Raw genomic sequence first — 21,652 nt, forward strand, 5'->3', positions numbered from 1 at the left:
TTAAATCTCTTCCAACATTTTTAAATGGACAGAACAATTTCATAGTGAAAATGATAGAATATTTTTTAATAACTCTGAATACTGTTTCACAAAAAATAGACCAATTTCTTGATCTACTTTACTTTATATTAATTTCTAAAAATTTAATTTTGGTCATGATTTGGTCATGATTTGGTCAAAAAAACAAAAAATACTAAATTATTTTTAAAAATTAACTTGTGATAATTGCCTTAAAACAAACACTTTGCATATTCTTTGCTTTTCTTTACATTACTTAAAATGCCCCTATTCATAATCTCTTAAATTCCCTGTTTTATACTGTTCAACCAATTCCCATAGATTATGAGTAGTTAAATCTGGTACAAAAATAAATTACTTTTTTAAATGTACTCATAAATTATCCCTTCGTCACTTATCAATTTCCCCCAACTCTCTCAACCGTTCCTGCTCTATCTTCAACATCTCTTTTTCCACCTTGTTCCATTTTCCAAATAGGCATTCGTGTAGAACTTCTGCTGCTGAGATTTGATCTACTTCCGAATTATAAACACACGATTGATCTCTTTGATAAATTTGAATTTGTCTAAAAAGTTTAGCCGTTTCCAACTCTCGTAAGTTATCAACTAAATGTTCTACAATTCCGTCATGGTGCTCTTTGGGAGTCGCTCTTGCTTGACTAGGGTCTATAGCATGGAGCTCCTCATAACGTATCAAGGTACTGAGATAAGATAATTCTGGCTTGGTCGCAATCAGTGCAAGTGAGACTTGATATCCTCTAGTTGCCAATAATTGGGCCGTTTTTCGGGGAACTTCTGTTGTTCTCAAGGTACCCTCGATTAACAAATGATAACCTTTTTTACTCAACTCATCTACAAGATATTCAACCATTTGTCCCGCGAATACTTTGGTATAATCCACGCTATCTTTGCCATACTTTTCCTGTAGACCAAGGTAGTTCGGATGAAAAGAGCGATAACTATCCCCATCAATGATAATGATATTACCTTGAAATTCCCTTTGTTTAATACGATGAATCGTTGTTTTCCCAGCACCACTCTGTCCACCGAGCAAAATAGCCTTAGGATGAGATGAGGTTGTTTTTCCACGAGTTAAAGAACGGATAAGCCGTTTGGAGGCTTGTTCAAAATTATCTTGACTAAATTCTTCTAGTTTCATTAAGCCACCACCAGATGACCAGCTTGTTCTAGCATACGTTCAATACCATCCAAATAGCCATTAAATCGCTCTATATCCTCAAAAGTTGAAACAAGATAAATCCTCGTATTAATCAAATCAGACAAATCATCGCTCATTAGAACCCAAGGATTAGAAGTATCATCAAATGCAATTCCTTGTTCATCTTGAAAACGATAAAGTTGCGCTAAGATATTCGCCCCTCGTTCTTTAATCACTTCAATTTTCAGAGTTAATTGATAATCTTCTACTGGTGTGAGCATTTTTTCCTCCCCTACGATATCGATATACGAAACATTAAATTTCTTGCAGATACGATCTATTAATTCTGTCGAAACTCGACTTGTCCCATTTTCGTAACGACTCAGACTATTTCTAGAGATACCAACAATCTTTGCAAACTCAGGCTGGGTTAATTTATGTGTTTTACGTAACGTTTTTATATTTTCTCCAATCATGTAACTCCTCCTTTTATTTATTTCTATTATAGCACAAAAAATAAAAACGCACCAAAAATGGTGCGTTTTTATTTACACTAGATTCACAATTGTATAATCATCGTTTTGCAGTAATTACAAGACTTTTTTTACAAATTGCATTGACAGCAATCCTTCAATCTTAGAGCCATGAGTTTTGAAATTTTCGTCGATTTCTTGAATTTCTAATTCTGTATTGCTTTCAGCAATTTTCTCAGAAACGGGTGAATGAAAACTATATTCCCCAATTTCGTAATATAAGAAATATAGATATTTTTTTGTTCCTAGATGATAATCAAAAAACTCGATCCCCATATCTTTGTCGTAATCATAGTAACTATTTTTCCAAAAAATATCATTAGTTTTTTCTTTCAACAATTTCTCATAGTTTTTTTCATAACTAAATACTCTTTTTTTCTCTTCTCCAATGAATTGTTTGTGGATCAGATTCGGGGTAAATACTTTCAAAAATTCTTCTTTTAGCTGATAGTATTTCCCCATTTCCTCTTCCGCTTTTTCAATATTACTCTCCAAATGCTGATGGAAGCTTCCATTTTTGTATTCTTTAATTTTATCACGATAATTTTTAGCTCGTTTATTCACAGAATATATACATTCTGCAATAATTTCATTTGTAATTTTTTTCTCATTAATCAATTCATTATATAGCTTTGGAGTTTTCATTTCATAATCCCTTTTTAACTATCTCTTACTATCAGATATTTAAAAAAACTAATTCACATGTTTTATTGTAACGTCTAGTTACCTTTTTTTCAATAATTAGATATTTCAATCTTAATAATAATCTCTTAATTCACCTGTTTTATACTGTTCAACCAATTTCCAGAGATTATGAGTAGTTAAATCTGGTACAAACGTATACCATTTATTGGTCACGAACAACTCAACTAACATATCAATTGCGTATTTGAAATTTAAAATCTCATTCATTTCTGTAATACTATAATATAGTTTGTCATGGCAACAGTGATAAATAATCAAATTCAACCTATCATCAATGAAATCAAACTCTAGTTCTTCTCCTTCACGAGATAAAGTTAGATAAAAATTATATTCATCACGGCAAAAATTAACAGTGACATCAAAATCCGCACCTGTTTCAATTTCGATATTTACAGTCTCTAAAATTTTTTTAGATAAATACTCTTTATAAACGTTCATTTTATTCTCCTTTTGTTGTTTATTGAGTTTAAAAATAAATTGAATGATACCAATGTCTGGAGGGCCAAGTTCATGTACTAGGCCTGTAATAAAAAAAACATATGCTTCATACATATGCAACCTCCTACTTTCTCTCTGTATATAGTATGCCATTTTTTCCAAATTATAAAAATAAAAAATTAAAAAAAACTGATAACGGTGTTGTTTACTTCTCAATTTTTTTGTACTTATACCTCTTTCTCTCATCCCTCAATTTTTTGCGATTCTGATTTTTCTGTGTGTTTAGCGTTGACAGAAACGTATGTGTAAGTCACGCTAAACACACAGTACTAGGTAAAAGTGAATAACGTAAAAAAATCTTATCCTAATTTTTTTATTTTAAAATTTATGGCATACTAATAATATCAAGATAATTGATTGAGTAGAGACGTAACTAATATAGCTACGTTTTTTATGTTTGAAAGGAGGTAGCTATCGTGGAAACAGTAGGTTTAAGCTGGGTTAGGAAAGAACCAGTTTTGTATTTCATTAACTAAAAAAAAATAAATGTATAGATAATAAAAGAGATGTCAATAGCAGTTTAAAAAAAATTTTTTGATCGTAACAAAGTAAAGAATAAAAGTAAAAAACGAAAGTAAATAACAGGAACCAATTTTTGTATTTCATTTACCAATAAAAAATAAATGTATAGATAATAAAAGTAATGTCAACAGCGGTTAAAAAAATTTTTTGATCATAACAAAGTAAAAAATCAAAGTATAAAAACTAAAGTAAATAACAAAAGTCTAAAAATCAAATACAAAAACTAGCTTAGCTCAGTCGCTAAATTCAGAGCATTTAAACCTGAAAAAGACTAACAAGAAAAAACAACAGATTTTTTTCTGCAAGATGGAACTCTACATCTTATTTGAATTGAGTCAACTTGTCATGTTGTAAAACGACTTGGTTATCTTCTTAGCCATCAATTAAGAAGCGCCCTAAGCAAAGGGAAGATACTACATCAGTGAATATAAGCTTAAGTCACTGCACTACTTCAACTTGAATAAAAAAGACCTTAAGATTTTTCTTAAGATCTTCTTTAAAAGCACATTATCTACTATAGAAAGGAAAGAACTATGACAAAGAAGAGACGTAGTCGTGCTGATCGACGAAAAGCTAAAGAGAAAGCTAAGAAACAACAGATGGATTCTCTAACTACTTTCGAAGGCCGTAAACAATTCGTCCAATCAAAAGGACTAACTAATCTAGTCACGCGCTTTAAAAAAGGAAAGGGTATCAAGCGAAATGAATCCAAAAAAACGGGAGAGGACATTCATTTAATCCATACCGACCGAACTCTTCATAACTACGCTGGTTCCTGGAGCAGATTTGCTTCCTTTGTTGCCTCAATAACTACTACCGAAGGTTTAGAAGCTCTTGATAAATCTAACGATATTGAGGGATGGATTGACTTAGTGAATCAATACTTAGAACATTGTAAGAAATTAGGACTTTCTGCTCCAACCCAGTCAACCTATAAAGCAGCATTAGCCAAAGTTTTAGGAGTACCTTCTACCGCTTTTGTTGCAACAGATATTCGATATCGAGCCGACAAAAAGAATAATCGTTTGAAGTCTAATGACGACAGGATGTCTGAAGAAACAAATAATCGCTGGTTCTCAATCGTATCTGCCACTGGGCTACGAAAAAATGAATTAAAAGCTATTACTGGAGACTCCCTCTACCAACGTGAGGATGGCCAATATTATCTTAAAATTATTGGTAAAAAGCATAAATCAAAAGGAGCACGAGACCGATGGGTTCCGATTATTACGCGAGACAAAGAAGAATTAGAAAGGCTTGTTGAAGAATTTAAACTAGCTGGTAAAAAGCGTGTGTTTCAAGTTCCATCTGCTTTAAAACCTCATAAATATCGTGCAGAATACGCAAAACGTCTTTATCTTCTTGTCGCGCGAGATCCCAAAGATATCAAAGATAAAAAAGAAAAAATTTATCTACGAGGCGAATTAAAAGGTGTTGTCCTTGATCGAAAGGCTTGTTTAATTGTATCACGTGCTCTCGGACACAATCGACCAGAAGAGTTTCAAAAATCCTATGCATATAAGTTAATCGCACAAGCAAACTAAGTAACTTTTTCCAAACATTATGATATATCTCTCATTAAAATTAAAAAATTCAACTAAATAAAAATCGTACTGAAAGTATTGATCTTTTTCTCAACATCCTAAATTTAAATGAAAAATAAAAAAATTTTTTTTAGAAAATAAATAAAGTAGATAAAAACTTACTTTTTCCTTCAAAACCTTGTTACGACGCGTTTTTAAAGCACTCTTAATTGAGTGTTTTTTTTGTTTTTTAAAAAAAAATTCCATTTTTTTTTTAGGCGTTTTCGGAAAGATTTGTGGCATACTAACTAATGTAAAAAAATAAGGAGGTAAATAAATGGAAACTTAATAAAATAAACTAACCTTTAGAAAAAGATGTTGATCTTAGCCCAAACAACATACTTTATCAAAATACTATGTGAAAGGAACTTAATAGAATGGCTAGAAGAAAATTAACACCGGAAGAAAAGGAAAGACGTTTAGAAGAAAAAATCAATAATGAAAATAGTATATTAGAGGTTTTCTCATCAAAGTCTTGTTTTGCTGGAATAGATAAATGTAAAGTATCCCTACAGGATTTTTCTGTAGAGCGTGTAGAAATTAAGAATTTAAAGCAGGACAGTTCATGTAATCTAAAAACCTCTATAGATGGAGAGTTACTTGGTTTAGATATTAAATCAGAATTTTTTGGGAAAATCACTATTTCTTTTGATACATCAGATTTTAAAACACCCTACTGTTACATTGAATTAATTCACGGAGGTTTAAATTTCGAAACGGTTGGTATTGAGGGGATTAAAAATAGATTAGCAAACGCAATCGATTTTATTAAAAATAATTACGGTATTATCATTACATACTCGACTGCCCTCTTTCTCGAAATTGAACTTGCTTATACTATTGCTTTTGATAAAACTCCAAACCTACAGCTCAGAAGTTTTCTACACAAATGTCTTTCATCAGGAAACCCTCCTAATTTTGGAAATGAGAAAAGTAAAAAGAACAACTATGACTATCCAATTTTGAGTTGTAAGATTAGTAATGAAGAATTAACTGTTACTTACGATAAAATTGAAAAAGCAAAAAGAAAAGGACAAATCAGAAGAAATGGTTCAAAACTAGATAATATTAATGTCCAAAGATTTGAACTAGTATTAAAGAAAAATAAAATAGAAAAATTTTTGGGAACCAATTCCTTAGATTTGCTGAATGATGCACAATTGATAGAATATTTGGAAACAAAACTTCATTCAACAATAAATGTGTACATAAAGTTAATTGAAGAATCAAGTATTAAAACTAAAAAAGTGATTCAAGATGTATATAACAAACACGGTCCTAAAAATTATATTAAAGCACTTTTTAATCAAGTAAATAACCATTCTCTTAGAACTTTGTCTCCTTTGGTGTTAGATGAAGAAATTATAGCATTGACGAATATTAGTCCTTTCAAAAATAAAGCTAGAACCAAAAGAACAATAATAGAATCCTTCCAAAATAGCGAAGAAGATTATTCTGAAAAAAACGAGACTGGATTAATGATTACTTGGCACGTTCGAGATATATTTAAACTATTTTATGAATCACTAGAAGTTGCTAGGGAAAAAGGGTTAGGATGTCATAAGGATACTACATCGACTCATACATATAAACACGTTTTAAAAGATTATCCATTAGGTTATAGGAATAATATTTTCGACGAAATTATAAAATCTAATACTCGAAATCAAAAAAATAAAATTAGAAATCATGTTTTAAAAGAATTTCCTGATAAAGATTTAGATATCAATAAAAAATAACGCAAATTAAATAATAACTTTTTTATATTTATTGCTGTAAACCTTGATATAACAACGAACATATTTTTATATGTAAACAGTTTGAGTTTAATATTTGAGAAAGGAAATAGATATGTGTAAATTTTTTAGAACAAAAAAAGAGCTTGTTTCCAAACTTTGGTCGGTGTCAGAAACAAACTCAAAATATACTAGTAATAATATCTATTACCTTCTTCTATTATCGCAATAAAATTTAGAAATTTCAAGAGGATTATTAATTATGAAACAAACAATGAACAAAGAAGATTTAATTAAAATGGGTTACAATCCCTATACTGCCATTACAATTATTTAGACAAGCTAAGCAAATTATGGTACAAAAGGGATATGCCTTTTATAATAATCGACGTTTAGGGCATGTCCCTATCGTTGCTGTTGAAGAAATTCTGGGTGTTTCACTTCACAAGGAGGAATAATGCCACAAAATCAACAGAAAACTAAATTTCCTGGAGTCTATACTGACAAAAACGGAAAATTTTTTATTCAAACCGAATTTGGTATAGATAGAGTAACCGGGAAACGTGTACGAAAGAAATCAAGGAAAGATCAACACGGAAATCCATTTAATTCAGCTTCAGAAGCATATAAGGAATTAACTCGACTGAAACATGAATATCATCAATCTCAAGGTTATTCTAACTACCGGATGAAATATCGGCAATTTATGGAGGAACATTACATTCCTTATTATAGAACAACAGTTGAGCACAGCACATTTTCAGTTCGAGAGAAAAACCTTTTACAGCTTTGTGATCGTTTTGGTGACATTACACTTCGTTCGATTACCCTCGAACAAGTCCAGAAGTTTCGAACATGGTTACTGACTAGTCAAGATGAGGATGGTGCCGGATATTCACAAGGATATGCTAGCCTCATCTTTGGCATGTTTAGGAAATCATTGGACTATGCTTTGCAAATGGGATATGTGGAAAAAAACATTTCTAAGCAATCTAATGCAATTCCTAAAGGAAAAAGTAATGTCCCATATTGGACTAAGAGCGAATTTGAAGCTGTTATTTCGCAAATTTACATTGAAGATGTATATGAACATTTAAACTTCGTGATGATTTGGGTATATTTCATGACTGGCGTACGTGTAAATGAAGGTTGTGCCCTTCAATGGAATGATGTTGACTTTGATAAGCAACGCCTACGAGTTCATCATATGCTTATTGTTAAAAACAAAAAAGAATGGACTCGTAATTCGTATTCGAAAACTAAAGACGGAAAAAGGATGATTAGTTTAGATAAAGATACAATTGATGTGTTAAAAAAATGGCGTGAAGCTCAAAAAAAGATTGGACTAGGACACGAGAACGATTTTATCTTTTCATACGATGGCTTACCTATGTTGAAATCTACAATCTCAAGGATTATTAAAAGGTACGCCAAGATTGCTCACGTAAAGCCTATCCAAGCGAAAGGTCTCAGGCACAGCCATGCTTCCCTACTAATTAATGAATTAAATGCTACTGTACTTATTCTATCAAAACGTTTAGGACACTCTTCTCCTGAAATCACATTGAAACATTACTCACATCTATGGGATGGCGCTGATGAAGTTATCACTAATGAAATGGTAGGAATTATTAATGTTTCTTTCCCATCTTCTAGCTTAGTACATTTCAACGGGAACCAATCAATTTCAAAATAACATTCCCACCAAAAACCCCACCAAAGAATTACTAACTCCTTAAAAAGCCTATTATATAGCGATTCTCAAGGAGTCTGCAACCGTTGAGTGGGAATAAAGTTAATGATTTTAAAAAGCCCTAGAAATCAATGTTTCTAAGGCTTTTTCTTTCATATTTTCAAAATCAGAAATTCTTGTAATATGGAAAGTCCTTGAGCTTCAACTCCCCTTTTTAAATCCCTAAAATCATGCTATAATATAGTAAGTATAAGTCCAATAAACTGACCATAGAAGTCAACGATAAAGATTTCTTACATCATCCGTAAGTGTTATTCTACTCTGATTCATACTATAATGAAAGTAACAAAAGATGGAGGTGTTTCACATGGAAACAATTTTACGAGTAGAATCATTAACAAAGCATTATGGAAAAGAGCCGAATATCACCAAGGCCTTGAACGGCATATCTTTTCAAGTTGTAAAAGGTGAGTTCTTAGGAATTATGGGGAGTAGCGGTTCTGGGAAAACAACCCTTCTTAACTGTCTCGCCACAATCATCAAGCCAACTGACGGCTCTATTCAAATGCAAGAAAAAGATTTAGGTCAGTTAAAAGGGAGCCAATTAGCAGATTATAGAGGCAAGGAAATTGGCTATCTCTTCCAGAATTTTGAGCTTTTGGACAATCTTACAGCCAAAGAAAATATTTTACTCCCCTTGTCTTTACACAAGGTCGATGCCGACGAAAGCAAGGTTCGGTTAGAATTACTTTCCCAATATCTGGATATTTCTGAACTTCTGGATAAGTTCCCTTCTCAATTATCAGGTGGTCAACGGCAAAGGGTAGCTGCTGCGCGCGCCTTAATTTTAGACCCTAAGATTGTATTTGCAGACGAGCCCACAGGGGCTTTGGATTCAAAAAATGCGACCATTTTGATGCAAAAATTATCCGAAATGAATCAAGTGGAAGAAACCACCATTCTCATGGTGACCCACGATTCCGTCGCAGCCAGCTTTTGCAACCGCATCTTGTTTATCCAAGACGGAAAACTATTCCATGAAATCCGTCGCGATTATCCAAGAGAAAGTCAAGAAGACTTCTACCACAGAATACTAAAGGTCATGGCAGCCCTAGCTGGAGGTGATGGCAATGTTTTCTAAATTAGTCTCAAGAAATAGCAAGAGAGATCGAAAAAATAATGGCTTGTACTTCAGTTCCATGGTTCTTTCTATTATCTCCTTTTACATCATCCTTTCTTTGTCCCATCAAGATGTGATAATCTTTCTAAAACAAATAGAAAGTGACGCTGTAAATAAACTCTTTAGCATGATTCCTATTCTTTATGTAGCAACGCTCTTTATTCTCTTTTTTCTAGTCTACTTCGCAAGCAGTACGCAGATGGAAAGGAGAAAACATGAATTTGGTGTCTATCTCACACTGGGAATGCGAAGAAGCAAACTGTTCTTGCTACTCCTGCTCGAGGATTTGAGAAACAGTGTCCTTGCCCTTGGAATAGGCCTTCCAATTTCTATCTTGATTTCAGAACTAATCAGCCTAATAACCGCTAAAATTGTGGGACTAGGGATTATTGAACATCAATTTTCTCTATCTACCACAGCTCTACTCTATACAGTCATCGGCTTCCTAGCCGTAAAATTAGCTGTTTTTGTCCTTTTAAGTGCAAAGACGGCCAATATGGAAATCGGAAACCTGTTATCCTATTCTCCTTTTGGTATGAAGAAACTACTTCCCAAGGGGATGTACCTTCTTGCTTCCGTCCTCGGAATTTTGCTTCTAGGAACAGCCTATTACTTGGGGATGAGTAGACGAGCTTGGGAAAGTGTCATAACCATGGGCATCACTGTTCTCCTGGGAACTCTAGGAACTATCCTACTCTTCTTTGGCATACGTTTGTTTATAGACTTTTTGGTCAAGCTTGGAAGTAATCGAAAACTTCATGCCTATAATTTTAGACAGATTCAGGAATTAGTTATCCAGCGCTCAACTATACTGGCCATCTGCTCCCTCTTAATTTTCTCTGCCTTGTGCCTCTTTGGAGCAGGTGTTGCTATTTCAAGTGGCAATTCAGGCAATCAACCCCACGTATTGGATTATACATTTAGAGATAGCAAGCAGGATACAGATGAAAATCTTGATGTAAGTACAGTAAAAAAAGAGCTTGAAGCTGCTGGACTAGCATCACAGTTTTCAAAGATTCTGCAAATTAAAGTAGGCAAACCTAAAGAAAACGAGTCTGTGTCTTTCGAAGAGATCATCCAGGAGTTGAAAAAACAAAAAGGCAGCAAGAACAAGGAAATTTTGCTCCAAAGATTTAAACAGTCTACTACTTCCCACCTCATACCAGTTTCCGAATACAATGAACTTAGAAAGGCTGCCAATCTCCCTCCTCTAGAATTAACTAGTAAGGAAGCTTACTTGTATATGGGGAAAGATTTTCTCCCAGATGAAAGTCTTGTCAACTCTGTCCTAAAGACAAACCCTCAAATCAAAGTCATGGGAAATGATGTAAAATTGATTGGAGATGTGCAGTCTTTACCAATTGTAACGGACCGTGAAATCACCCTCTCTGTAGCACTCATTCTTCCAGATGAGACCTTTATGAGTTATACTGACAGTAAATACTCAAACTATGTCAGTGGCATCCTAGCTCCTGATCTGGTCAAGGAAAAAGGTTTGATGAAAGCTATCTCAGATACAAATGAAAAGCTGAATCAAACCTCTCTTGGTTATGAAAGCTATATACAAAATATGGGGCGCCAATTATTTTACATTATCTCTGCTAGCTATATTACTATTTATCTGGCAATCATTTTCCTTGTCGTTGCAAATACAATCATCGGCGTCCAGTTTTTGATGGGACAAAGACAATCCTACAGACGATATCAAACCTTGATCCATCTCGGAGCCAACTACGAAACTCTTTGTAAATCGTCAGAAAAGCAAATCAACTGGTATTTCGGTCTGCCAATAGCCATTGCACTTCTCAGTAGTAGCTTCGGAGTGAGCTCCCTCCTCACAGGAATAGTACCCGCTAGTGCAAGAATGGCCATGGGGCAGAAATTTATCACAGCCATGCTAATCGTACTGCTCTTAGCTGGTTTTGAAGTCATCTATATCAGAATTGTGAAGAAAAATAGTAACAAATACTTGTTATCCTTAATTGAACCAAAAAGAGAAGAATAAAATTTAAAAAGCGAGGAAAAGGAGGAACTAATATGAAGCATATTCTGGTAATTGAAGATGAAGCCTTGATTCGAGATGAAATTGTTATCTTGTTAGAGAAAGCGGGTTATCAAGTTGATAAGTTGACTGACTTCAAAGATACAACCCAGCAAGTGCTGCAATACGATACGGATCTAATCATACTGGATTTGAATTTGCCGGGAGAAACAGGTTTTCAAATTTGTAAAAATCTCAAGTCCAAACGCTCTGTGCCCATATTGGTTCTTACCTCTCGTGAACAATTAAAAGATGAAATCTACGCCCTGAAATTAGGGGCAGACGAGTACTTAACAAAGCCTTTCAAGAAAGAAAGATTTTTGGCACGTATAGAAAATATCTTGAAACGCTATGAAGGCAGACAAAATCTACTTGAAAAAGATAATTTTCTGCTGGATCGAAATACCTATACCCTTTATATCAAAGGACATTCGATTTTACTCCCCCAAAATCAAGGGAAATTGTTAGAAACCTTATTAGAGGCAACTGATTCTGTCGTCACAAAAGAAGAACTAAGCATGAAACTGTGGAATACAACTGAGTTCATCGATGAAAATGCCCTTCAAGTAAACATTGCAAGGCTGAAAAAGGTGATGAAACAGGCTGGCATTGCACTTCAAGTCAAGTCCGTCAGAGGCATCGGTTACAAATTGGAAGAGGAAAGGCAAGATGAAACAGAATCTTAAATATTTGGCTGCCTATCTGCCCTGGTTACTTGTTCTTTTAGCATTTGATCTATTTACAGCTGTCCTGCTTTGGCTTTCAGACGTGAGAAAGTTTCAAGTCCTCATCCTCCTCTATCTCTTAGCTTCAGCCCTGCTCTTTTTTATCCTATCATTTCTACTTATAAGAAAAGAAAGAAAAAAAGCAGCTACTTATAAGGCTTTCATAGACAATCCTAAGATGGATACGGAGCTGGAATTATTGCGTTTATCAAGTGCCACAGAGAAAGAAAGCATCGAAGACATCGCAAATGCGCTTTACCAAAGGCAAGCGGAAATAGGAAAACTCAACTCATTACTAGCCGAGTATGAGGACTATGTTGAAAAATGGGCTCATGAAATCAAACTCCCTCTATCGCTTCTTTCCCTCCTTTTGGACAACCAAAGTGACCAGTTGCCAAAGGATACAACTTTTAAGTTGGACTATGTGAAAAATCAAATCCAAGGAATAGTATCACAGATCCTATTCTATTACAGGGTGAAAAGTGAAAAAAATGATTTTCTATTTGAAGATGTCGACCTCCAAGAGTGTATTCAGGATCTTTTGGAAAACTTTGCTCCCTTGATTAAAGAAAAGAATTTTACGATTCATCTAGAAAATATACAGGGAAACTACTACACCGATCAACGCAGTTTTGAATTTATCCTGTCTCAAATACTAGCCAACGCCCTTAAATATAGCTCTGATAAGCCCGAACTCAGGATTTCTATGTCAAGAGACAAGGGGCGCACAAGTCTGATTATTAGGGATAATGGGTGTGGAGTTAAAACTTGCGATCTCCCTCATATCTTTGAAAAAGGATTTACTGGTGATTCAGGTGATACAAGGAAAAAATCAACAGGTATGGGGCTCTATCTTGTCAAACAATTAGCAGATGCTTTAAAAATCGACATCGCAGTAAAATCCGAATGGATGCATGGATTTGAAATCTCTCTTTCTATTTAGTAAATGTTTCGATTAGGAAAATTGCCTAATCATAGAAAGCACATATTTTATATCAAAAAGGAAAGCACTTCTGCTTTCCTTCCTTTTTTATTTGCGTTTTTTCTTAGCTTTTTTCATTTTGTTGGCCATGCGTTTCATAGACTGTTTCATGGCAAATTCGCCTATTTTACCTTTTAGTCCACCACCAAACATCTGGCTCATATCTGGCATTCCAGCTCCTCCAAGAGCTGACATATCTGGTATGCCGCCTTGTCCCATCATGCCTTCAAGGGCAGACATATCCATTCCTCCCATATTTGGCATATTTTTAGGAAGGTTATTTGGATTGATTCCCATCTGCTTCATCATCTTGTTCATATCACCAGACATGACACCTTGCATGAGCTGTTTGGCCTGGTTAAAGTCCTTGATAAATTTATTGACTTCAACAAAGGTATTTCCAGAACCTGCAGCGATACGACGGCGACGACTTGGATTTAACAAATCAGGATTTTCACGCTCCTCAGGTGTCATGGAAGACACAATGGCACGTTTGCGCGCAATCTGGCGCTCATCCACCTTCATATTTTGAAGGGCAGGATTGTTAGCCATACCTGGGATCATCTTGAGCAAGTCTTCCATTGGTCCCATATTTTGCACCTGATCCAATTGATCAATGAAATCATTGAAATCAAAGGTGTTTTCACGCATCTTCTCAGCCATTTCAAGGGCTTTTTGCTCATCGTATTCCTGAGAAGCTTTCTCAATCAAGGTCAACATATCCCCCATACCAAGGATACGGCTTGACATACGGTCTGGGTGGAAGATTTCAATGTCTGTAATTTTTTCACCTGTACCAGTGAACTTGATTGGTTTACCAGTGATATGACGAACAGATAGAGCTGCACCACCACGTGTGTCCCCATCAATCTTGGTAAGAATGACACCAGTTACTTCCAACTGAGCATTGAATTCACGAGCAACATTAGCTGCTTCCTGACCAATCATGGCATCAATGACGAGTAGAATTTCATTTGGTTGAGCCAGTGCTTTAACATCACGAAGCTCATTCATGAGAAGTTCATCGATTTGTAAACGCCCTGCCGTATCAATCAAAACATAGTCGTTGTGGTTGGCCTGCGCTTGCTCCAAACCTTGTCGAACAATCTCAACAGCTGGTACTTCTGTTCCAAGAGCGAAAACAGGAACATCAATCTGCTGTCCAAGCGTCTTCAACTGATCAATGGCAGCTGGACGATAGATATCCGCCGCAATCATCAAAGGACGTGCATTTTCTTCCTTCTTGAGTTTGTTAGCCAGCTTACCAGCAAAGGTCGTTTTACCAGCCCCCTGCAAACCGACCATCATAATGATTGTCGGAATCTTAGGTGACTTGATAATCTCTGCCGTATCAGAACCTAAAACGGCTGTCAGTTCCTCATCAACGATTTTGATAATCTGTTGGGCAGGATTGAGGGTATCAATGACCTCGTGCCCGACTGCACGTTCACGAACCTTCTTGATAAAATCCTTTACAACAGGCAAAGCAACGTCGGCTTCAAGCAAGGCCAAGCGAATCTCTTTGGTTGCTTCTTGGACATCAGCCTCAGAAATTTTTCCTTTTTTACGTAGATTTTTAAAGACGTTCTGTAAACGTTCTGTTAAACTTTCAAATGCCATATTTCTTCCTCTTATTCTCTATTATCAATGCTTGTTAAAACTTCTATCTGCTCTTGCAGAAAGTCATCCTTGGGATAACGCTCCAAGATCTGATCAAAAATCTGACTGCGGACAATATAGTCCGAATACATGTGCAGTTTCATCTCATAATCTTCTAGAATCTTTTCCGTCCGCTTGATATTGTCATAGACAGCCTGACGACTGACGCCGAACTCTTCAGCAATCTCAGCAAGACTATAATCATCAGCATAATAGAGTTCTATATAGTTCATCTGCTTATCTGTCAAAAGCGCAGCATAAAATTCAAAAAGTGCATTCATGCGATTGGTTTTTTCGATTTCCATAACCTTTATTATACCAAAAAAACGATTATACTGCTAGAGTAGAAGCACTTCAAATAGAGTAAGAAGAAAAAAGAATCTTGCAAAGCAAGATTCTTTTAGTGTCTGACTTAAATAATTGTTCTTCTGGGAACTTAATCGAATTAAGCTTCGATTTCTGTAACCATACCTGAACCAACAGTACGTCCACCCTCACGGATAGAGAATGTAGTACCTTGTTCTACGGCGATTGGGTGGATCAACTCAACGTCGATAGTCACGTTATCACCAGGCATTACCATTTCAGTACCTGCAGGAAGTTCGATTGAACCTGTAACGTCAGTAGTACGGAAGTAGAATTGTGGACGGTAGTTGTTGAAGAATGGAGTGTGACGTCCACCTTCTTCTTTAGTAAGGATGTAGACTTCACCTTTAAATTTAGTGTGTGGGTTGATTGAACCTGGTTTAGCGATAACTTGTCCACGTTCGATTTCGTCACGTTGAACACCACGAAGAAGGACACCTACGTTATCTCCGGCAAGACCTTCGTCAAGTTGTTTACGGAACATTTCAACACCAGTAACAACTGCTTTTTGAGTTTCTTCTTTGATACCAACGATTTCGATTTCGTCGTTGACACGAACAGTACCACGGTCGATACGTCCTGAAGCAACTGTACCACGTCCAGTGATTGAGAATACGTCTTCGACTGGAAGAAGCAATGGTTTTTCAGTGTCACGTTCTGGTTCTGGGATGTACTCATCAACAGTGTTCATCAATTCCATGATGATGTCTTCGTATTTAGAGTCACCTTCAAGGGCTTTAAGAGCTGAACCTTGGATAACTGGAAGATCGTCACCTGGGAAGTCGTATTCTGACAAGAGGTCACGGATTTCCATTTCAACCAATTCAAGCAATTCTTCGTCGTCTACCAAGTCAATTTTGTTCATGAAGACGATAAGGTGTTTAACACCAACCTGACGTGAAAGAAGGATGTGCTCACGAGTTTGTGGCATTGGTCCGTCAGTTGAAGCTACTACAAGGATAGCTCCGTCCATTTGAGCAGCACCAGTGATCATGTTTTTAACGTAGTCCGCGTGTCCTGGAGCGTCGATGTGAGCGTAGTGACGTTTTTCAGTTTCGTACTCAACGTGCGCAGTGTTGATAGTGATACCGCGTTCGCGTTCTTCTGGAGCAGCATCGATAGACGCATAGTCTTTAGGTTGGTTAACTGCTGAAGGCAAGCGACGTGCCAATACAGTTGTGATAGCTGCAGTCAAAGTAGTTTTACCGTGGTCAACGTGCCCGATAGTACCAATGTTAACGTGTGGTTTACTACGATCGTATTTTTCTTTTGCCATTTGAGTAAAAGCCTCCAATAAAATATATTTTATAGATAGACAGTAGGCAATACAGTCTAACTTTCCTTACTATTTTATCAAATTTCTGCTAAATTGCAAGTGTTTTACACATATTTTGTGAATTAATCTAAATCTTATCAAATCCTGTTCTTCTGCTTCTTTATGGCAATATGAATTCAAACTTACTTTGTTTGAGAGATAGTATTTTCATCAAAAAAATCAGGTTTCCCTGATTTTAATTTGATTCTGTTTTTTCCAGTCCCTTAGCTTCTTTATGGTTTTCATATAATTTCGCTAGGAACTTAGTAATTTCTTTAAAAATGGAGTAAGTAGGTACTGCTACGACCATTCCTATGACACCGTAGATATTACTTGACAGTAAAAGGAGCACCAAAATCGTAATCGGATGCACTTTCATAACTCCTCCAACGATACGTGGATAGAGAACATTTCCATCAATCTGCTGAATAATGAGCATATAAGCAACCGCAATCAACATACGATGAGGATCCGTGAACACATTCGCAATCACCATTGGAATCAAGCCAATACTTGGGCCAACATAAGGAATCAAATTTGCGATTCCAGAGAAAATAGCAAAAACTAGGGCGTACTTTAATCCGATAACGCTATAGCCAATATAGGCTAAACATCCAATAATAACCGCATCAATCGCAATTCCACTGATATAACGTGCTATGGTTGTATTGAGATTGGTTAAAAGGCTAGAAAGATTCAATTTGTCATGTTTTAAGACGGTACGTTCCAACATTGGTAGCAACTTATGACCATCCAACAAGAAATAAATCAAGAATACAGGGGTCATAATGAGAATCAGAACTGTACTAAACAAGGCTGAAAGAACACTTCCTAAACTATTGCTGACGCTATTCAGGATATTCTGGAGGATATCCACATAGGAGAGATTAAGTTGTTGAATTGTTTGTTGAATATCAATATTTTGGAAGACTGGATTCATGGACAAATCAATGATTAAATCTTGTAGTCTACTATAGATGTTTTGACTAGAAATAATCAAGCTGGTCAACTGATTAATCAAAATCGGCAAGAGATAGACGACCCCTACAACGATAACGCCAATTAAGGCACAAAGAGTGACCAAGACACCAATTAGACGATTGATTTTACATCTCTTTTCTAAAAAAGTAACGATTGGATTTGTAATGTAGTAAAAAAATCCACCAAGCAAAAATGGAATCATGATGGTATTCACAACCGTCACAAAGGGAGTAATAATGGCACCCATTTCTCTCCAAAGATAGAAAATCAGTGTTAATAATAAAATTTCAGCTGTCCAAAAAAATAATTTGTTTCTACGGAACATAGGTATCCTCCTTCTCTCTATTTTACCATATTTCTGAAAAAGATAAGATGGCTTTAGTAAAAAAGCGAGAATATTTTTTTTCTTTATGATAAAATAAAGCTAATATGAAAAAAATAATTTTATCTTTTATAACACTTTTAGTTCTTGGAACAGCTTCTACTGTTTCTGCTCAGGAGTTTGACGTTGCTGCTAAACATGCCATTGCTGTCGAGGCTACAACTGGAAAAATCCTCTACGAAAAAGATGCAAATCAGCCTGTAGAAATTGCTTCTATTACAAAACTGGTTACAGTTTATTTGGTCTATGAAGCCTTGGAACAAGGGACTATCAGTCTGTCAACACCGGTTGATATTTCGGACTATCCTTACAAACTTACAACTAATTCTGAGGCCAGTAACGTCCCAATGGAAGCTCGAAATTATACTGTTGAACAACTATTAGAGGCTACAATGGTATCCAGTGCAAACAGTGCTGCAATTGCGCTAGCAGAAAAGATTGCTGGTTCTGAGAAAGACTTTGTAGACAAAATGAGGGCTAAACTTCTTGAATGGGGAATCCAAGATGCAACTATTGTAAACACTACTGGTTTAAATAATGAGACCCTTGGCGATAATATCTATCCAGGTTCAAAGAAAGACGATGAAAACAAGTTGAGTGCCTACGACGTTGCAATCGTCGCTCGTAACCTCATACGAGATTATCCTCAGGTTTTGGAAATCACCAAAAAACCAACTTCTACCTTTGCAGGACTTGAAATCCACTCAACCAACTATATGTTGGAGGGAATGCCTGCCTATCGTGGTGGAATTGATGGACTAAAGACAGGTACTACTGATAAAGCTGGTGCTTCATTCGTTGGAACAACTGTTGAGAAAGGGATGCGTATTATTACGGTTGTTTTGAATGCAGACCAACAAGATACCAACCCTTATGCACGTTTTACTGCTACTTCTGCACTTTTAGATTATATTTCTGCAAACTTTGCCTTAAAAACGGTCGTTCAGAAAGGTGAAGCATACAATGATAGTAAAGTAACAGTTCTTGATGGTAAAGAAGATAATGTGACAGCTGTCGCTAAGTCAGACATTTCCATCGTCCAACGCATCGGAAGCAGTACTACACCAGCCCTCCAATTTACACCAAAATCAACATCAGAAATGGCTCCATTGGAAGAAGGCAAGGTTGTTGGTACTCTAACCTATGATGATCAGGATTTGGTCGGACAGGGCTATCTCACTTCCGACAAACCATCTTTTGAAATGGTTTCTGAAAAGAAAGTAGAAAAAGCCTTCTTTTTGAAGGTTTGGTGGAATCAATTTATCCGCTTTATCAATGAAAAACTATAAAAAAAATCGCGAACAATCGCGATTTTTTCTTTATTTCATTTCTTTAAAAGCCGCTTCTGCATCAGCATTGCTAATAGCACCAAATTGGATTTTTCCAATTTTACCCTGACTGTCAATCAAGTATTCCGTTGGAATACTACGAATTTGGTAGGCTTGGAAGGTAGTTGCTTGCGTATCATATAGAACTGGAATATCCTTGTAGCCTTGTTCTTGGTACCATTTTGGAAAGTCTTGAACTGTTTTTTCACCTTGTAAACCAGGTGCAATCACACTCAAGATTTCAAAGTCTCGATCTTGTTTGGCAGCTAATTCCATCAACTCAGGCATACTTTTTTTACATGGTCCACACCAAGAAGCCCAGAATTTTAAATAGACCTTTTTCCCTTTATAGTCTGATAACTTCACTTCTTTGCCATCCATAGACTGCAAGGTAAAGTCTGGTGCTTCCTTACCGACTGCGATTTGTTGTACAGCGGGTTGTTTTGGACTGCTTGTCTGTTTGGTTTCTTTTTCACCACAGGCAATCAACAAGAATAGAGACATAATACTCAATCCTGTAAAAATAATTTTTTTCATCTTTTTCTCCTTTTATCCAAGAATTCCTGACAAGGCATTTAACTGCCCTAGCATTAATAATAATCCCATCAAAATAATCAAAGCTCCCCCGATTTTCTTTAGTAGAATCATATGGGGTTTTAATTTACTAAAATAGGGCATAATCCAGCCCGAAGCCAAGGCCAAAACAATGAAAGGAAGAGCCATTCCCAATGTGTATACTAATGTTAACACGGCTCCTTGCCAAGCACCATTGCCACCTGAAGCTGCTAGGGCCAAGACTGAACTTAAGACTGGTCCGATACAAGGGGTCCAACCAAAACTAAAGGTTATCCCAAGCAAAAAGGCTGACAGATAGTGATTCGACTTAGATTGTTTGAAGGTGACTGTCTTTTGAACCTCCAGTTTATTGAAATGCAAGATTTCCATCTGGTGAAGCCCTAAAAGAATAATGACTATTCCCATAGCATAACGAAACCAGTCTGCATAGAGCATATGCCCTAGGAATCCAGCTCCAAATCCCAAAATAAAGAAAATAAGGGAGACTCCTGCAATAAAGTACAAGGTCCGAATTAAGCCTGACCATGCAACGTCTCTTCCAAAAAAGCGAAAGCTTTTCGAATTTCCCTGATCATCCAGTAAAATACCAGCATAGACAGGTAGCAAAGGGAAGATGCAGGGTGAAAAGAAAGACAGAATGCCGGCTAAAAAAACCGATACTAAAAATATAATAGATTCCAACGAATTACCTACTTTCACAAAATTCTAATCTTATTTTACTACAAAAGAAAAAATTTGTGACAACTTTGCTACGCTTGTCTATTTTATCTAAACCGAATATAAAAAAGGAGCTATGCTCCTTTCGTTCTAATACGTTCCTTCTTCACCTTGACTTGTCAAGATAACAGGACCGTCTTTTGTAATCACAAACTGGTGTTCATATTGACAAGATAGGCCACCATCGATGGTTTTATGAGCCCAACCAGTCTTCATATCTGTATCAATTTCCCAATCCCCAGTATTGATCATGGGTTCGATGGTCAACACCATTCCTTCACGGAGACGGAGACCACGACCTGCAACACCATAATTAGGGACCATTGGCTCCTCATGCATAGTTGGACCGACGCCATGACCAACCAAATCACGCACTACACCATAACCACGACTTTCAGCGTATTCTTGGATGGCCGCACCGATATCGCCGATACGATTGCCAACAACTGCTTGCTCAATCCCTTTGTACATAGCTTCCTTGGTTACGTCCATCAAGTTCTTCACTTTTTCAGACGGTGTACCGACCGCATAAGCCCAACATGAGTCTGCTAAACCACCAGTATAACTTTGGGTGTATTTTTTCATTTGCTCAACATTATTAAAGTTGAGTTTTGACACATTGAGGTCGGATTTGGAAATCGGACCACCAAGTACCATGTCAACCTTGAGCAAGTCGCCATCTTTCAAGATGTAATGACGTGGAAAAGCGTGAGCTACTTCGTCGTTGAGAGAGCAACAAGTGGCATAGGGGTAATCCATGACTGCACCATCTACTCCAATCTGTAGAGGAAGGAAATTTTCCTCTTTACAACGACGACGAACATACTCTTCTACTTCCCACATATCCACGCCAGGCTTAATCAAATCACGTAAGCCTATATGGATACTAGCTAGGAAATCACCAGCCTTGCCCATGGCTTCGATTTCACGTGCTGATTTTAAAGTTATCATTTT

Annotated in this window: 19 protein-coding genes and 1 pseudogene; 9 read left to right on the forward strand and 11 right to left on the reverse strand. The window is 36.3% G+C overall.

The features are described from left to right. Positions 1 to 408 precede the first annotated feature (408 nt). From pezT to B7714_RS06480, 4 genes are all read right to left on the reverse strand, one after another. Entirely contained in the window at positions 409 to 1,176 is a 768-nt protein-coding gene (pezT, locus tag B7714_RS06465) for a type II toxin-antitoxin system toxin PezT (RefSeq protein WP_000762940.1), read from the reverse strand. Then, on the reverse strand, positions 1,176 to 1,652 hold the full coding sequence (gene pezA / locus B7714_RS06470) for a type II toxin-antitoxin system antitoxin PezA (protein WP_084860002.1): 477 nt from the start codon (positions 1,650 to 1,652) through the stop codon (positions 1,176 to 1,178). The genes pezT and pezA overlap by 1 nt, the downstream gene beginning before the upstream one ends. A gap of 114 nt (positions 1,653 to 1,766) precedes the next feature. Beyond that, the gene (locus B7714_RS06475) at positions 1,767 to 2,354 is read right to left on the reverse strand and encodes a hypothetical protein (protein WP_084860003.1); all 588 of its coding nucleotides are present in this window, start codon (positions 2,352 to 2,354) and stop codon (positions 1,767 to 1,769) included. Between the two features lie 111 nt (positions 2,355 to 2,465). Beyond that, on the reverse strand, positions 2,466 to 2,966 hold the full coding sequence (locus tag B7714_RS06480) for a hypothetical protein (protein ID WP_239823556.1): 501 nt from the start codon (positions 2,964 to 2,966) through the stop codon (positions 2,466 to 2,468). Between the two features lie 1,001 nt (positions 2,967 to 3,967). On the opposite strand from B7714_RS06480, the gene B7714_RS06485 reads away from it, so the two are divergent. The 8 genes and pseudogenes from B7714_RS06485 (at position 3,968) to B7714_RS06520 (ending at position 13,335) form a co-directional block, all read left to right on the forward strand. Next, complete coding sequence (locus B7714_RS06485; protein WP_084860004.1) at positions 3,968 to 4,978, forward strand: site-specific integrase; 1,011 nt, start codon at positions 3,968 to 3,970, stop codon at positions 4,976 to 4,978. 416 nt (positions 4,979 to 5,394) lie between these two features. Beyond that, entirely contained in the window at positions 5,395 to 6,756 is a 1,362-nt protein-coding gene (locus tag B7714_RS06490) for a hypothetical protein (protein WP_084860005.1), read from the forward strand. 259 nt (positions 6,757 to 7,015) lie between these two features. Then, a pseudogene (locus tag B7714_RS06495) lies at positions 7,016 to 7,211 on the forward strand (DUF3173 domain-containing protein). After that, positions 7,211 to 8,449 carry a tyrosine-type recombinase/integrase gene (locus B7714_RS06500; protein WP_084860006.1) on the forward strand — a complete coding sequence of 413 codons (1,239 nt, stop codon included), beginning with the start codon at positions 7,211 to 7,213 and terminating at the stop codon, positions 8,447 to 8,449. The pseudogene B7714_RS06495 and the gene B7714_RS06500 overlap by 1 nt, the downstream one beginning before the upstream one ends. A gap of 364 nt (positions 8,450 to 8,813) precedes the next feature. Next, positions 8,814 to 9,587: an ABC transporter ATP-binding protein gene (locus B7714_RS06505; protein ID WP_084860007.1), complete on the forward strand. Its 774-nt coding sequence runs from the start codon at positions 8,814 to 8,816 to the stop codon at positions 9,585 to 9,587. Continuing rightward, positions 9,577 to 11,631, forward strand: coding sequence for an FtsX-like permease family protein (locus tag B7714_RS06510; RefSeq protein WP_084860008.1), 2,055 nt, complete (start codon positions 9,577 to 9,579; stop codon positions 11,629 to 11,631). The genes B7714_RS06505 and B7714_RS06510 overlap by 11 nt, the downstream gene beginning before the upstream one ends. A gap of 32 nt (positions 11,632 to 11,663) precedes the next feature. Next, positions 11,664 to 12,353 carry a response regulator transcription factor gene (locus tag B7714_RS06515; RefSeq protein WP_084860009.1) on the forward strand — a complete coding sequence of 230 codons (690 nt, stop codon included), beginning with the start codon at positions 11,664 to 11,666 and terminating at the stop codon, positions 12,351 to 12,353. Beyond that, positions 12,337 to 13,335, forward strand: coding sequence for a sensor histidine kinase (locus tag B7714_RS06520; protein ID WP_084860010.1), 999 nt, complete (start codon positions 12,337 to 12,339; stop codon positions 13,333 to 13,335). Before B7714_RS06515 ends, B7714_RS06520 begins: the two co-directional genes overlap by 17 nt. A gap of 87 nt (positions 13,336 to 13,422) precedes the next feature. Here the strand turns inward: B7714_RS06520 and ffh are convergent, their stop codons facing one another. From ffh to B7714_RS06540, 4 genes are all read right to left on the reverse strand, one after another. Next, entirely contained in the window at positions 13,423 to 14,994 is a 1,572-nt protein-coding gene (ffh, locus tag B7714_RS06525; protein WP_084860011.1) for a signal recognition particle protein, read from the reverse strand. 11 nt (positions 14,995 to 15,005) lie between these two features. After that, positions 15,006 to 15,338, reverse strand: a complete 333-nt coding sequence (locus tag B7714_RS06530; RefSeq protein ID WP_000402068.1) for a putative DNA-binding protein — start codon at positions 15,336 to 15,338, stop codon at positions 15,006 to 15,008. Positions 15,339 to 15,478: 140 nt separating this feature from the next. Continuing rightward, entirely contained in the window at positions 15,479 to 16,675 is a 1,197-nt protein-coding gene (gene tuf, locus B7714_RS06535) for an elongation factor Tu (protein WP_001040720.1), read from the reverse strand. A 235-nt stretch (positions 16,676 to 16,910) separates the two neighbouring features. Then, complete coding sequence (locus B7714_RS06540) at positions 16,911 to 18,020, reverse strand: AI-2E family transporter (RefSeq protein ID WP_084860012.1); 1,110 nt, start codon at positions 18,018 to 18,020, stop codon at positions 16,911 to 16,913. A 104-nt stretch (positions 18,021 to 18,124) separates the two neighbouring features. On the opposite strand from B7714_RS06540, the gene pbp3 reads away from it, so the two are divergent. Next, complete coding sequence (gene pbp3 / locus B7714_RS06545) at positions 18,125 to 19,366, forward strand: D-alanyl-D-alanine carboxypeptidase PBP3 (protein ID WP_084860013.1); 1,242 nt, start codon at positions 18,125 to 18,127, stop codon at positions 19,364 to 19,366. A gap of 30 nt (positions 19,367 to 19,396) precedes the next feature. Here pbp3 and sdbB read toward each other — a convergent pair whose 3' ends face one another. The 3 genes from sdbB to B7714_RS06560 all read right to left on the reverse strand — a co-directional run bounded on the left by sdbB (position 19,397) and on the right by B7714_RS06560 (position 21,649). Beyond that, a complete protein-coding gene (gene sdbB / locus B7714_RS06550) occupies positions 19,397 to 19,942 on the reverse strand; it encodes a thiol-disulfide oxidoreductase-associated lipoprotein SdbB (RefSeq protein WP_084860014.1) in 546 nt (181 codons plus the stop codon). A gap of 12 nt (positions 19,943 to 19,954) precedes the next feature. Then, a complete protein-coding gene (ccdA2, locus tag B7714_RS06555) occupies positions 19,955 to 20,662 on the reverse strand; it encodes a thiol-disulfide oxidoreductase-associated membrane protein CcdA2 (RefSeq protein WP_084860015.1) in 708 nt (235 codons plus the stop codon). 126 nt (positions 20,663 to 20,788) lie between these two features. Continuing rightward, positions 20,789 to 21,649 carry a methionyl aminopeptidase gene (locus tag B7714_RS06560; protein WP_084860016.1) on the reverse strand — a complete coding sequence of 287 codons (861 nt, stop codon included), beginning with the start codon at positions 21,647 to 21,649 and terminating at the stop codon, positions 20,789 to 20,791. Positions 21,650 to 21,652: the final 3 nt, after the last annotated feature.

The organism is Streptococcus oralis subsp. oralis (assembly GCF_002096595.1).
In the GTDB taxonomy this organism is placed as follows: domain Bacteria; phylum Bacillota; class Bacilli; order Lactobacillales; family Streptococcaceae; genus Streptococcus; species Streptococcus oralis_D.

Coding starts and splice junctions, on each gene's coding strand:
- B7714_RS06515 (WP_084860009.1), top strand. CDS start 11,664: ATGAAGCATATTCTGGTAATTGAAGATGAAGCCTTGATTCGAGATGAA.
- B7714_RS06475 (WP_084860003.1), bottom strand. CDS start 2,354: ATGAAAACTCCAAAGCTATATAATGAATTGATTAATGAGAAAAAAATT.
- pezT (WP_000762940.1), bottom strand. CDS start 1,176: ATGAAACTAGAAGAATTTAGTCAAGATAATTTTGAACAAGCCTCCAAA.
- B7714_RS06510 (WP_084860008.1), top strand. CDS start 9,577: ATGTTTTCTAAATTAGTCTCAAGAAATAGCAAGAGAGATCGAAAAAAT.
- B7714_RS06520 (WP_084860010.1), top strand. CDS start 12,337: ATGAAACAGAATCTTAAATATTTGGCTGCCTATCTGCCCTGGTTACTT.
- B7714_RS06505 (WP_084860007.1), top strand. CDS start 8,814: ATGGAAACAATTTTACGAGTAGAATCATTAACAAAGCATTATGGAAAA.
- pezA (WP_084860002.1), bottom strand. CDS start 1,652: ATGATTGGAGAAAATATAAAAACGTTACGTAAAACACATAAATTAACC.
- B7714_RS06500 (WP_084860006.1), top strand. CDS start 7,211: ATGCCACAAAATCAACAGAAAACTAAATTTCCTGGAGTCTATACTGAC.
- tuf (WP_001040720.1), bottom strand. CDS start 16,675: ATGGCAAAAGAAAAATACGATCGTAGTAAACCACACGTTAACATTGGT.
- B7714_RS06485 (WP_084860004.1), top strand. CDS start 3,968: ATGACAAAGAAGAGACGTAGTCGTGCTGATCGACGAAAAGCTAAAGAG.
- B7714_RS06490 (WP_084860005.1), top strand. CDS start 5,395: ATGGCTAGAAGAAAATTAACACCGGAAGAAAAGGAAAGACGTTTAGAA.
- ffh (WP_084860011.1), bottom strand. CDS start 14,994: ATGGCATTTGAAAGTTTAACAGAACGTTTACAGAACGTCTTTAAAAAT.
- B7714_RS06530 (WP_000402068.1), bottom strand. CDS start 15,338: ATGGAAATCGAAAAAACCAATCGCATGAATGCACTTTTTGAATTTTAT.
- B7714_RS06540 (WP_084860012.1), bottom strand. CDS start 18,020: ATGTTCCGTAGAAACAAATTATTTTTTTGGACAGCTGAAATTTTATTA.
- pbp3 (WP_084860013.1), top strand. CDS start 18,125: ATGAAAAAAATAATTTTATCTTTTATAACACTTTTAGTTCTTGGAACA.
- B7714_RS06480 (WP_239823556.1), bottom strand. CDS start 2,966: ATGTATGAAGCATATGTTTTTTTTATTACAGGCCTAGTACATGAACTT.
- B7714_RS06560 (WP_084860016.1), bottom strand. CDS start 21,649: ATGATAACTTTAAAATCAGCACGTGAAATCGAAGCCATGGGCAAGGCT.
- sdbB (WP_084860014.1), bottom strand. CDS start 19,942: ATGAAAAAAATTATTTTTACAGGATTGAGTATTATGTCTCTATTCTTG.